A 10,817-nucleotide genomic window follows, 5' to 3' on the forward strand; every position below is an offset into this window, starting at 1 on the left:
CGCCGTATCGTAAAATACACCGTATCGATCGGAGCTCTCATGTCTCGTATCGCCATCGCCGGAGGAGGCCTCGGTGGCCTCACGCTCGCCCGGGTCCTGCACGTCCACGGCATCCACGCCGACGTGTACGAACGCGACGCGGGTCCGGCCGCCCGCATCCAGGGCGGCACGCTCGACCTGCACCCCGCCGGCGGCCAGCTCGCGCTGCGTGCGGCGGGGCTGACGGCCGGGTTCCGCGCCATCGCCCGGCCCGAGGGCCAGGACCTGGTGCTCCACGACCACACGGGCACCCTGCTGCTGCGCGAGGACACGCCCGACGACGCGTTCGGCCGCCCGGAAGCCGACCGTCCCGCGCTGCGCAAGCTTCTGCTCGACGCCCTGCCGCCGCAGACCGTCCACTGGGGACGCGGCGTGGAAGACGTCACGCCGCTCATCCACGGACATCGCCTGCACCTGGCCGACGGCAGCACCGCCGACTGCGACCTCCTGGTCGGCGCGGACGGCGCCCGTTCCCGCGTCCGTCCGCTCGTCACCCCGGCCGAACCGGCGCACACCGGCGTGAACGCGATCGAGGTCGTGATCCCGGACATCGACCGCGCCCATCCCGCGCTCTCGGTGCTGGTCGGGCGCGGCAGTTTCCTGGCGATCGGCCCGGACCGCACGCTGTCCGCGCAGCGCAACGGCGACGGCAGTGCCCGGGTGCACCTGACGATGCGCGGTGCCGAGGACTGGTTCACGACCTCGGGCATCGCGTTCGACGACCCGGCTACGGCCAGGCAACAGCTGCAGGACCTCTACACGGGCTGGGCGCCGGAGTTCCTGGAGTTGGTCGCCGCGGCCGAAGGACCGATCACGCGGCTGCCCATCACGGCGTTGCCGGCCGGCCTGAGGTGGGATCCGGTTCCGGGCGTGACGTTGCTGGGCGACGCGGCACACCTGATGCCGCCGTTCGCGGGGGCGGGGGCGAACCTGGCGATGCTCGACGGCGCCCGGCTCGCCTTGGCGCTCGCGTCGGGAGAAGACGTGCGCGGTTTCGAGGAGGAGATGTTCGCCCGCGCGGCCGAGGAGGCGCGGGACTCGGCGGCGAACCTGGAGAAGTTCCTGTCGCCGCGCGGCGCCCAGGGGGTGCTGGAGCTGATGCGGTCCCCGGGCGCCGTGGACGTCAGCTCAGGTGCTTGATGACCTCGGCGAACGCGGCGAGGTGTGGTTCGAGCACGCTGATGTAGGTGGTGCCGAAGGTTTCGCGGTAGCGCTCGAGCCGCTCGGCGATCTCCCGCGGCGAGCCGACGAGCACGCCGGGCAGCTGGATGAGCTGCTCGTCGGGCAGGCCGCTGGCCTGGCGGATGATGCCGAGGTCGAGCTCTTCGACACTGTCGCCGACGGCCGCGACGAACAGGTTCAGCTCGATGTCGCCGAACCGGTCGCCCGCGGCGTCGCGCAGTACCTGCACGCGGTGGGCGAACGCGTCTTCCGGGGCGGTGCCGGGGGTGACACCGGCCATGATCGAGAAGCTGAAGATGTCGGCTTCACGGCCGCCGAGCGCCACCATACGGTCGCCCGAGCCCGACAGCATGATCGGCGGCACGGGCACACCGGTTTCGGCGGCGAGCAGCTCACGCGTGGCCTTGAGCGTGGACTCCAGCTTGCGGACGCGCTCGCCGCCGGAGCCCATCGGGACGCCGACGGCCTCGAACTCGTTCGGCAGGTAGCCGGTGCCGAGACCGAGCTCGAACCGGCCGTCGGTGAGGCGCTGCACGTCGGCGACGTCGCGCGCGAGGTAGGCGGGGCTGAGGACGCCGGCGTTGAGCACGTAGGTGCCCAGCCGGATGCTCGTGACGTCGGCGGCGGCGACCAGCGCGGGGAACGGCGAGGCCATCCCGAGGTGGTCGGGGACCTGGAGCACGTCGTAGCCGCGGTCTTGCACCTCGCGGGCCCGGGCGCGCCAGTCCGTGCGGGAACCGACGTTGAGCAGGGAGACCCCGAAGCGGAAGGGGTGGTTGGTCATGGGGGCGGATCCTTCGCATGCGGACGAACGGGGAAAGCCGGTATGGCCTGCGGCTCACACGTACGCCACGCTAGTCCCGTTCAACGCCCATGATCGTGATCACGAGATTTCGGGACCCTTACCGGTGACGCGCGGTTCGCGCAGGTGGTCGAGGACGCGCCCGAGCTGGTGGACGAACTGCTCGCGCTCGGCCGCCGGCAGGGGCGCGGTGAGCTCGTCCTGCACGTCGTCGAGGGTCCGGGTCATCGCGGCGAGGTGGGTGCCGCCTTCGCCGGTGAGGGTGACGATGTTGCGGCGCCGGTCGGCCGGGTCGGGCGCGCGCAGCACCAGGCCGGCGGCCTCCAGCTCGCCGACGGCCTCGACGACGTAGCTGCGGTCGATGCGGCAGCGCCGTCCGAGCGCGGCCTGGCTCGCGGGGCCGAACTCGTCGAGCGCGGCGAGCAGCGCGTAGTGGTAGCGGCGGAACCCGGCGGCGTCGAACGCCTCGCCCACCAGCCGCGTGACCTGCGTGGCGAGCTGGGTGACGAGCCAGCTGGGCCGGCTGCGCAACAGGGTGGGGACGCGGTCGTCCCCGGTGTTCTGCATGGGCAGAGCGTAACGGCGGCCCGCGGTGGCGACGCGGGAAGTGGCTGCTTCGCGCAGCTACCTCCGGATGATCGCCGGGAGCGAACCGCGCACGCCCTGAGCGAACGGCGCCCCCACGGCCTCGCCCGCACTCCTACGTTCGGGGCGGACAGCGATCTCGCGAAGAGAAGGAGGAGACGATGGCGTTGACAGTGGTTCCCGAGATGCACGCGGCGGGGCAGCAGCCGAACGAGTCGGTGTACGAGCAGCTGTTGCGCGACCGGATCGTGTTCCTGGGCACCGAGGTGACCGACGAGGTGGCGAACCGGATCACGGCGCAGCTGTTGCTGCTCGCCGCGGACGACCCGGAGAAGGACATCACCTTCTACCTCAACTCGCCCGGGGGTTCGGTCACGGCGGGGATGGCGATTTACGACACGATGCAGCTGGTGAAGCCGGACGTGGCGACGTGGGGGCTGGGGTTCGTGGCGTCGATGGGGCAGTTCCTGCTCTCGTCGGGCACGCCGGGCAAGCGGCACCTGCTGCCGAACACGCGGATCGTGATGCACCAGCCGTCGGCGGGGATCTCGGGGGCGGCGACGGACATCGCGATCCAGGCCGAGGTGTTCGGGAAGATGAAACGGCGGATCGCGGAGCTCACGGCGGCCCAGACGGGGCAGCCGGTCGAGCGCATCACCGCCGACGCCGACCGCGACCGGTGGTTCGACGCAGAGGAGGCGCTGGCCTACGGGTTCGTGGACCACATCGTGGGGGCGGAGCGGGTCGCGACGGCCTGAGATCGTCCGGCGTGGACCGACGCCGCAGTTATCACCTTTGCGGTGCGGTGTCGCACGCCGGGCGGGCGGTGACGATGGTGGCCGGAACGGGCAAGTGCCCGTCCGGTCGCCTCGCGGCACGGGCTCGGGGAGGAGCACCCTGGCGACGCAGTCGTGGGAACGAATCCCGTCTCGCGGAAGGACCATGCTCGCACCGGTCGCGGGTTGTTCGGCCCCGGCCGGGAACCCGGCGAGCATCGCGGCGACCGACGGTCCCGCGGCCCAGCAGCTGAAGAGTTCGGTGACTGACGCCGGGGTGGTCGTCCACCTCCAGGCGTTGCAGAGGATTGCCGACGAGAACGGCGGCAACCGGGCGTCGCCGGGCCCGGGCTACGACGCGAACGTCGACTACGTGGCCGGTGTCCTGCGTGCCTCCGGTTACGAGGTGGACACTCCCGCTTACGAGGGGTCGCGGCAGCGGGGCACGATGCGCACCGTGCTCGCCCAGACTCGCACCGGCAGCCCCGGCCACGTGGTGGTGGTCGGGGCCCATCTGGACTCGGTGACCGACGGTCCGGGCATCGTCGACAACGGTTCCGGTGTCGCGGCGCTGCTGGAGATCGCGAGGTGCCTCGGTCCCTCGGCGGCGTTGCGCAACACGGTCCGGTTCGCGTTCTTCGGCTCCGAAGAGGACGGTTCCCAGGGCGCGAAGGCTTACGTGACCGGGCTTTCCGCCGAGGAGCTCGGCACGATCATGCTCTACCTCAACGTGGACATGATCGCTTCGCCGAACGGCGGCTACTTCGCACAGGGTGGAGTGGGTGCCGACCTGTCCGCGTCGGGCCCGGCCGGTTCGGCCACCGTCGCCGGGGTCCTCGCCGGCCAGCTCCGGCAGACGGGGGTCCAGCCGGAGAACATCGAGTTCGTCGGCGACGACGAATCGGCGTTTGTCGAAGCCGGGATCCCTTCGGGTGGCGCGGAAAACGGTGACCACAAGCGGAAGTCCGCGGCGCAGGCCCAGGCGTGGGGCGGGGCGGCCGATGAGCGGTTCGACCCGTGTTATCACCGGAGCTGTGATCGTCTCGACAACGTCAACCGGGTGGTCCTGAGCCATTACCTCGCCGCGATCGCCGGAACGGTCGCCCACTTCGCGATGTCGGAGGCGTCGAATCTCCGGTAAGGCCATTACGCCGGTACGCGCGTGCGGTACTGCTGGGGGCTGCGGCCGTATTCGCGTTTGAAGGCGGCGCTCAACGCGAACGCGCTGCCGTAGCCGACCTGGCGGGCGATGGCGCCGATCGTGGTGTCGGGCTGCTGGCGCAGCAGATCGGCGGCCAGGGCGAGGCGCCATGCGGCGAGGTAGGCCATCGGGGGTTCGCCGACGGTGCCGGTGAAGCGGCGGGCCAGCGCGGCGCGGGAGACGCCGGTGCCGGCGGCGAGTTCGGCGACGGTCCAGGGGTGGGCGGGCCGGTCCTGCAGCAGCCGCAGCGCGCGCCCGGCCACCGGGTCGTCGTGGGCGCGGTACCAGGCGGGCGCGGGTGAGCCGGGGCGCGCGAACCAGGTGCGCAGGGCGGCGATGAGCAGCAGGTCCAGCAGCCGGTCGAGCACGGCTTCCTGGCCGGGCACGTCTCTGCCGATCTCGGTCGCGAGCAGCGGTACGAGCGGGCTGTCCCAGTCGGCCGCGCGAACCAGCAGGGTCTGGGGCAGGGCCGCGAGCAGCCGTCGCGACACCTCGCCGACGCGGGGGTAGGTGCCGGTGAGCAGCACGGTGGTGCCGCCGCCCGGGCTGCCCCAGGTGCGGACGCCGATGTCGACCAGGTCGACGAGGTGCTCGCCGTCGGCAGTGCGGCATTCCTGGCCGGGCAGGATCACCGCCTGCGGTGGGGTGGCCGGGTCGTCGGCGAACAGGTACGGGTCCGGGCCGAGGGTGATCGCGATGTCTCCCGCCTCGAGGTGCGTGGTCTCGCCGTGGTCGGGCACGAGCCACGCGTCGCCGGCCACGACGGCGACGACGGTGAGCGGGGCCTCGTCTTCGATGCGCAGTGACCACGGCGGCGTCAGGACCGAGCGGAGCAGGAAGGCCCCGTGCGCGCGGGGCCCGTCGAGGAGCGCGGCGAGCGGATCCATCCAGGCAGTGTAGACGCTGGAACATGGGATCGAGCCGATGAACCATGGAGAGTCTCATCAGCCGGCGCTTCACTGGTTGTCATGACGAAAACGACGCTGGTTCTGGGTGGTACGGGTAAGACGGGGCGCCGCGTGACGCAGCGGCTGGTTGCGCGCGGGGTCGAGGTGCGGGCGGTCTCGCGGGGCAGCGAGCCGCGGTTCGACTGGGGTGACGACACGACGTGGGCACCGGTTCTCGACGGGGTCGGCTCGGTGTACGTGACGTTCTATCCCGATCTGGTGGTGCCGTGGGCGGCGCCGGTGATCCGGGCGTTCTGCGCGCGGGCGGTGGCGGCCGGGGTGGAGCGGATCGTGCTGCTGTCCGGGCGCGGTGAGGAGGACGCGGCGGTCAGCGAGCAGGTGGTGCGCGAGTCGGGTGCGGCGTGGACGGTGCTGCGGGCGAGCTGGTTCTTCCAGAACTTCAGCGAGCACTTCTTCCTCGAGCCGGTGCTGGCGGGTGAGATCGCGTTGCCGGCCGGGCGGACGACGGAGCCGTTCGTGGACGTCGACGACGTCGCCGACATCGCGGCCGAGGCGTTGACCACGGGTGCGCTCGACGGCCGGACGCTGGAGCTGACCAGCCCGCGGCTGCTGACCTTCGGTGACGTGGCCCGGGAAATCTCCGCCGCGATCGGGCGGGATGTCCGCTATCGTCCGGTTTCGGCGGAGGAGTTCGTGCGGCTCGCGACCGACGGCGGCGTACCGGCGGACGAGGCGCAGGTGCTGGTCGAGCTGTTCGCGCGGGTGCTGGACGGGCGCAACTCGCACGTGACCGGTGACGTGGAGCAGGTGCTGGGGCGCCCGGCGCGCGATTTCGCGGACTACGCGCGCTCGACGGCGGCGACGGGCGTCTGGACGCGGTGAGCCGCGCCGGCGGGGGAAGGGAGCACGGGATGTCCACGGTGTCCGGAGTGGTGCTGGTGGTCGCGATCGTCGCGGCGGGCCTGATCGCGGGGTTGTTCTACTCCTACGCGGTGTCGGTGATGCCGGGTCTGGCGCGCGCAGACGACCACACGTTCGTGACGGCGATGCGCGAGATCAACATCGCGATCGTCAACGGCTGGTTCCTGCTCACGTTCCTCGGTGCGCCCCTGCTGGCGGCGGCCGCGGTGGTGGCGGATCTGGTCGCCGGCGGGCGCGGGGCGCTGCCGTGGCTGATCGCCGGGTTTGCGCTGCTGCTGGCGATGATCGTGATCACGGCGGTGAAGAACATCCCGATGAACAACGCGCTGGACCGGGGCACGGCGGCGCTTGCCGAGCTGCGGGCGCGGTTCGAGACGAGCTGGGTCCGGTGGAACCTGCTGCGCGCGTTCGTCTCGACGGCCGGGTTCGCGTGCCTGCTCGGCGGGTGGCTGGCGCGCGGGACCGGGTGAGGGCAGTGCGAAACCCGGTCCCGCGGCGCGCTCGTCAGTCGGCGAGGCGGAAGTAGAGGTCGGTTTCCCACTTCGTCGCGTCGGGTTCCACGCGCGGGTCGGTGCGGTAGACCTCGAGGCGCCCGGTCCAGTGCGTACCGTCGGTGGCCTGGGTGCGGTCCCAGCGGACGCCTTCGGCCGCGCCCCACTCGAGGACTTCGGCGGTGGCGGCGACGAGGCCGTCGGGTGCGCCGTGGTGGGTGGCCTTCACGTACTTCCCGCCCGGCACGACGTCGGTGAAGTACTCCTCGCCCAGCTCGACCGGCGCGGCGACGGGCACGCCGGCTTCCACCGTCAGGCTCGCCATGTCCGGGCTGATCACGAGGTAGCGGAAGAACGGCGCGTCCGCCGGCGTGACCCCGCGTTCGGCGAGGGCGCCGGCGATCGCGGCGATGTGGTGCGCGACCTCGGGCAGCCCGTCGAGGCCGACGGTCGCGCGGTAGCCGACGTAGGGCTGGTCTTCGCGCTCCACCAGGGATGGCATGGGTTCTCCTCGTGCTCGGGTCAGCCCAGCATCGGGCGGACTTCGATGGTGCCGTACGCGGCGGCGGGGTGGCGGGAGGCGATGTCGACGGCCTCGTCGAGGTCGGCGCAGTCGATCATGACGAAGCCGCCGATCTGTTCCTTGCTCTCGGCGAACGGGCCGTCGGTCAGCAGGACGTCTCCGCCGCGGACGCGGACCGTGGTGGCGGTGGCGGGCGGGTGCAGTCCGCCACCGCCGACGAGGATGCCGCGGGCGAGCAGGTCGTCGGACCAGCCGCCGCAGCCGGCGATCTTCTGTTCTTCGGTGGGTTCTTCGCCGGCGATCATGAGCAGGTATCGCATGAGCGGTCTCCTAGGCGTGGGTGAGGACTTCGGTCAGGCGGGTGGCGAATGCGCCGGGTTCGCCGGCGAACCCGCCGTGGTCACCGGGGAACTCCACGGCTTCCTGCCCGAGCGCGCGGGCCAGCTCGAGCCCGGCGGTGTGGGCGGGGGTGCCGGCGGCGGCCTTGCCGACGGCGACGACGAGGCGGGTGCGGGTGGCGCGCAGGGCGTCGAGGTCGGGTTCCCAGGTGCCGACGGCGGCCATGAGGTGGCCGAAGAAGAAGGCGAAGTTGCCCTGCATCCGTTTGCCCTGCGCGATTTCCTCGGGCGACGGGTCCGCCGGTGGTGGCGGCACGTCGAACCCGGACGCCGCCATGAACGCGCCGAGCGCGGCTTCCACGCCCTGGTCGCGGTAGATCGCCGGGATGTCGGGGAAGTCGGCGAGCATCTCGCCGAGGTAGCGGCTGACCGGCGGCTCGTGCGCGATCAGGGTGGCGACCTGGCCGGGGTGGCGCTGGGCGTGCTCCAGCATCGTGATGGCGCCGCCGCTGTTGGCGAACACGTGCGCGGGCCCGCCGCCGAGCTCGGTGAGCAGGCGGTGCACGTCGTCGGCGTGCTCTCCGACGAGGTCGCTGCCGGGTTCGCCGGCGATCGGGCTGCGGGAGATGCCGCGCGGGTCGAAGGTGACCACGGTGTAGTGGCCGGTCAGGTGCGGGCGCAGGCCGGTGAACGCCGTGGCGTCGGCGGGGCCGCCGGGCACGAGCAGCAGCACGGGGCCGGTGCCGTCGACGTCGTAGGTCAGCTCGGCGCCGGGTACGCGCAGGGTCTTGGTGATCATCGCGGTCCTTCCGGTTCGCGGGTCGGTTCGTCCAGCCGACGAACGGGCGGCGCCGGGACCGACACTTCGGCTCGGGAAATCTCGGGAGATGTTTCGGCGAGCCGGCGTCGCAGGTAGCTGCGCTCGGCGGCGGTGGGGGCGAGGTCGAACGCTTCGGTGTAGGTGGCGTGGGCTTCGGCGGTGCGGCCGAGGCGGCGGAGGAAGTCGGCGCGGGTGGCGGGCAGCAGGTGGTAGCCGGCCAGCGTGCCGCGGGCGGTGAGCTCGTCGGCGAGCGCGAGCCCGGTTCCGGGCCCGTACGCCATTCCCGCGGCGACCGCGTGGTTCAGTTCCACGACGGGGGTGGGCAGGTGCCGGCGCAGCTCGCGGTAGAGGCCGGCGATCTGGGCCCAGTCGGTGTCCGCGGCGTGCGCGGCCGTGGCGTGGCACGCGGCGATCGCGGCCTGGACCTGGTAGGGCCCGGGGCTGCGGCGGCGCAGCGCGGCTTCCAGCAGGGTGGTGCCCTCGGTGATCGCGGCGGCGTCCCAGCGGCCGCGGTCCTGTTCCTCCAGCGGTACCAGCTCCCCGTCCTCGGCGACGCGGGTGGCGCGGCGGGCGTGTTGCAGCAGCAGGAGCGCGAGCAGTCCGGTGGCCTCGGGTTCGTCGGGCATCAGGTGCGCGAGCACGCGGGCGAGGCGGATGGCTTCGGCGGCGAGGTCGGGGCGTTGCAGGTCGGGTCCGGCGCTGGCGGTGTAGCCCTCGTTGAACAGCAGGTACAGCACGCCGAGCACGGCGGCGGTGCGTTCGGGCAGCAGGTGCGCGGGCGGCACGCGGTACGGGATGCCGGCGCTGCGGATCTTGCGTTTCACCCGCACGAGCCGCTGCGACATCGTGGCTTCGGGCACGAGGAACGCGCGGGCGATCTCGGCGGTGCTGAGCCCGGCCAGGGTGCGCAACGCGAGCGCGACCTGTGCTTCGACGGCGAGCGCGGGGTGGCAGCAGGTGAAAATGAGGCGGAGGCGGTCGTCGGGCACGGTGGTGTCGGTCGGTGGTTCGTCGGGGACGATCATGCGCGCGGCCTCCCGGAGCTTGCCCGCTCCGACGGCGTCGCGGCGGATCCGGTCGACGGCTCGGTTGCGGGCGGCGGTGGTGAGCCAGGCCCCGGGTTTGGCCGGGATGCCGTCGCGCGGCCAGGTGCGCACGGCGAGGGTGAAGGCGTCCTGGGCGCACTCCTCGGCGAGGTCCCAGTCGCCGGTGACCCGGATCAGGGTGGCCACCACGAGCGACCACTCCTCCCGGAACGCCCGTGCGACGGCGGCCTCCACCGCGTCGTCTTGCCCGTGCTCCTCCACCCATGCTCCCTCCGGTGCCGGCTCGCTCATACCCGCTCGACGAGCGGACCACGGCGAAACCGACACCCGAGTGCGAACCTAAACCGGGGGACCGACAGTCTCCAGGCCTTCAGCGGCGCTCGACGAGCAGCGTCACCCCGTCGAGGACGCGGGCGAGGCCGAAGCGGAAGTGGTGTTCGGGGTTGGACGCGGCGTCGTGGGCCTGGCCGGCGGCGGTGCCGACGCGGCTCGCGCGCGGGAAGTTCGCGGCGTCGGCGGCGGGGATCCCGGCGAGGACGGGCGCGCTGCGTTCCCACCATTCGGCGTCGGTCAGTCCGCTGCGGCGCGCGAGCCGGATGGCGTCGATGGAGCCGCGCGCGGTGCCCTGCACGAGCCCGATGACGAGGCCGACGACGGCGTCGAGCTCCAGCTCGTCGAGGTCGACGCCGTCGAGTGCACTGAGTTCGCGTTCGTACTTGGCGAAGGTGTTGGGCCCCAGCGGCGGGCGGCCGGTGGTGATCTGCAACAGCCAGGGGTGGCGGTGGTAGAGGCGCCACAGATCCTCGGCCACGGCGGTGAGCGCGTCGCGCCAGCCGGTGGTGGGCAGTTCGGCGGTGAGCTCGCCGTGGGCGTGGTCGAGCATCAGGTCGATCAGCTCCGCGTGCCCGGGCACGTAGGTGTAGAGCGACATCGGGGCGACGCCGAGCTCGTCGGCGACGCGGCGCATGGTCACGGCCTCGAGCCCGTCGGCGTCGGCCAGCCGGGTCGCGGTCTCGACGACGTCGGCGACGGTGAGCTTGGGTTTCGGCCCGCGCCGCGGGGGCCCGGGGACGCCCCAGAGCAGCTCGATCGTGCGCCGCGGGTCGCCGCCGCCGGTGTACTCCGTGCTCATTCGCGTCATTCTGCCCTGCATTTCCTCGTACGCCGTACAGAGTTCTGGTAACG

General features: G+C 72.4%; 12 protein-coding genes and 1 pseudogene. 5 read left to right on the top strand and 8 right to left on the bottom strand.

Annotation, left to right across the window (positions count from 1 at the left end):
* Positions 1 to 39: 39 nt before the first annotated feature.
* Complete coding sequence (locus AB0K15_RS12020) at positions 40 to 1,179, top strand: NAD(P)/FAD-dependent oxidoreductase (RefSeq protein ID WP_364048587.1); 1,140 nt, start codon at positions 40 to 42, stop codon at positions 1,177 to 1,179.
* On the opposite strand, the gene AB0K15_RS12025 is transcribed toward AB0K15_RS12020, so the two are convergent.
* Both AB0K15_RS12025 and AB0K15_RS12030 read right to left on the bottom strand, forming a co-directional pair.
* A complete protein-coding gene (locus AB0K15_RS12025; protein ID WP_364048589.1) occupies positions 1,163 to 2,005 on the bottom strand; it encodes a TIGR03621 family F420-dependent LLM class oxidoreductase in 843 nt (280 codons plus the stop codon). The genes AB0K15_RS12020 and AB0K15_RS12025 overlap by 17 nt on opposite strands.
* A gap of 99 nt (positions 2,006 to 2,104) precedes the next feature.
* Positions 2,105 to 2,590, bottom strand: a complete 486-nt coding sequence (locus AB0K15_RS12030; protein ID WP_364048591.1) for a MarR family winged helix-turn-helix transcriptional regulator — start codon at positions 2,588 to 2,590, stop codon at positions 2,105 to 2,107.
* 170 nt (positions 2,591 to 2,760) lie between these two features.
* Here AB0K15_RS12030 and AB0K15_RS12035 point away from each other — a divergent pair.
* A pseudogene (locus AB0K15_RS12035) lies at positions 2,761 to 3,366 on the top strand (ATP-dependent Clp protease proteolytic subunit); the annotation flags it as partial.
* A 184-nt stretch (positions 3,367 to 3,550) separates the two neighbouring features.
* Positions 3,551 to 4,525 carry a M20/M25/M40 family metallo-hydrolase gene (locus tag AB0K15_RS12040; RefSeq protein WP_364048593.1) on the top strand — a complete coding sequence of 325 codons (975 nt, stop codon included), beginning with the start codon at positions 3,551 to 3,553 and terminating at the stop codon, positions 4,523 to 4,525.
* A 5-nt stretch (positions 4,526 to 4,530) separates the two neighbouring features.
* Here AB0K15_RS12040 and AB0K15_RS12045 read toward each other — a convergent pair whose 3' ends face one another.
* Positions 4,531 to 5,472: an AraC family transcriptional regulator gene (locus tag AB0K15_RS12045; protein ID WP_364048595.1), complete on the bottom strand. Its 942-nt coding sequence runs from the start codon at positions 5,470 to 5,472 to the stop codon at positions 4,531 to 4,533.
* Between the two features lie 81 nt (positions 5,473 to 5,553).
* Between AB0K15_RS12045 and AB0K15_RS12050 the strand changes: the two genes are divergently transcribed.
* Together AB0K15_RS12050 and AB0K15_RS12055 are read left to right on the top strand one after the other, a co-directional pair.
* Positions 5,554 to 6,375 carry an NAD(P)H-binding protein gene (locus AB0K15_RS12050; RefSeq protein ID WP_364048597.1) on the top strand — a complete coding sequence of 274 codons (822 nt, stop codon included), beginning with the start codon at positions 5,554 to 5,556 and terminating at the stop codon, positions 6,373 to 6,375.
* A gap of 29 nt (positions 6,376 to 6,404) precedes the next feature.
* Positions 6,405 to 6,884 (top strand): anthrone oxygenase family protein, encoded by a 480-nt coding sequence (locus tag AB0K15_RS12055; protein WP_364048599.1) that lies wholly within the window; start codon positions 6,405 to 6,407, stop codon positions 6,882 to 6,884.
* A gap of 34 nt (positions 6,885 to 6,918) precedes the next feature.
* On the opposite strand, the gene AB0K15_RS12060 is transcribed toward AB0K15_RS12055, so the two are convergent.
* The 5 genes from AB0K15_RS12060 to AB0K15_RS12080 form a co-directional block, all read right to left on the bottom strand.
* Positions 6,919 to 7,407, bottom strand: coding sequence for a GyrI-like domain-containing protein (locus AB0K15_RS12060; RefSeq protein WP_364048601.1), 489 nt, complete (start codon positions 7,405 to 7,407; stop codon positions 6,919 to 6,921).
* A 20-nt stretch (positions 7,408 to 7,427) separates the two neighbouring features.
* A complete protein-coding gene (locus AB0K15_RS12065) occupies positions 7,428 to 7,748 on the bottom strand; it encodes a YciI family protein (RefSeq protein ID WP_364048603.1) in 321 nt (106 codons plus the stop codon).
* A gap of 10 nt (positions 7,749 to 7,758) precedes the next feature.
* A complete protein-coding gene (locus AB0K15_RS12070; protein ID WP_364048605.1) occupies positions 7,759 to 8,565 on the bottom strand; it encodes an alpha/beta hydrolase in 807 nt (268 codons plus the stop codon).
* A complete protein-coding gene (locus AB0K15_RS12075; protein WP_364048607.1) occupies positions 8,562 to 9,893 on the bottom strand; it encodes an RNA polymerase sigma factor in 1,332 nt (443 codons plus the stop codon). The genes AB0K15_RS12070 and AB0K15_RS12075 overlap by 4 nt, the downstream gene beginning before the upstream one ends.
* Positions 9,894 to 10,002: 109 nt before the next feature.
* Positions 10,003 to 10,773, bottom strand: a complete 771-nt coding sequence (locus tag AB0K15_RS12080) for a TetR/AcrR family transcriptional regulator (RefSeq protein WP_364048609.1) — start codon at positions 10,771 to 10,773, stop codon at positions 10,003 to 10,005.
* Between the last annotated feature and the right edge of the window lie 44 nt (positions 10,774 to 10,817).

The sequence above is a fragment of the Amycolatopsis sp. NPDC049253 genome (assembly GCF_040678995.1).
In the GTDB taxonomy this organism is placed as follows: domain Bacteria; phylum Actinomycetota; class Actinomycetes; order Mycobacteriales; family Pseudonocardiaceae; genus Amycolatopsis.

Excerpts from the sequence above, each read along its gene's own strand:
- AB0K15_RS12050 (WP_364048597.1), top strand. The coding sequence starts at position 5,554 with ATGACGAAAACGACGCTGGTTCTGGGTGGTACGGGTAAGACGGGGCGC.
- AB0K15_RS12055 (WP_364048599.1), top strand. The coding sequence starts at position 6,405 with ATGTCCACGGTGTCCGGAGTGGTGCTGGTGGTCGCGATCGTCGCGGCG.
- AB0K15_RS12060 (WP_364048601.1), bottom strand. The coding sequence starts at position 7,407 with ATGCCATCCCTGGTGGAGCGCGAAGACCAGCCCTACGTCGGCTACCGC.
- AB0K15_RS12025 (WP_364048589.1), bottom strand. The coding sequence starts at position 2,005 with ATGACCAACCACCCCTTCCGCTTCGGGGTCTCCCTGCTCAACGTCGGT.
- AB0K15_RS12070 (WP_364048605.1), bottom strand. The coding sequence starts at position 8,565 with ATGATCACCAAGACCCTGCGCGTACCCGGCGCCGAGCTGACCTACGAC.
- AB0K15_RS12045 (WP_364048595.1), bottom strand. The coding sequence starts at position 5,472 with ATGGATCCGCTCGCCGCGCTCCTCGACGGGCCCCGCGCGCACGGGGCC.
- AB0K15_RS12065 (WP_364048603.1), bottom strand. The coding sequence starts at position 7,748 with ATGCGATACCTGCTCATGATCGCCGGCGAAGAACCCACCGAAGAACAG.
- AB0K15_RS12020 (WP_364048587.1), top strand. The coding sequence starts at position 40 with ATGTCTCGTATCGCCATCGCCGGAGGAGGCCTCGGTGGCCTCACGCTC.
- AB0K15_RS12080 (WP_364048609.1), bottom strand. The coding sequence starts at position 10,773 with ATGACGCGAATGAGCACGGAGTACACCGGCGGCGGCGACCCGCGGCGC.
- AB0K15_RS12030 (WP_364048591.1), bottom strand. The coding sequence starts at position 2,590 with ATGCAGAACACCGGGGACGACCGCGTCCCCACCCTGTTGCGCAGCCGG.
- AB0K15_RS12040 (WP_364048593.1), top strand. The coding sequence starts at position 3,551 with ATGCTCGCACCGGTCGCGGGTTGTTCGGCCCCGGCCGGGAACCCGGCG.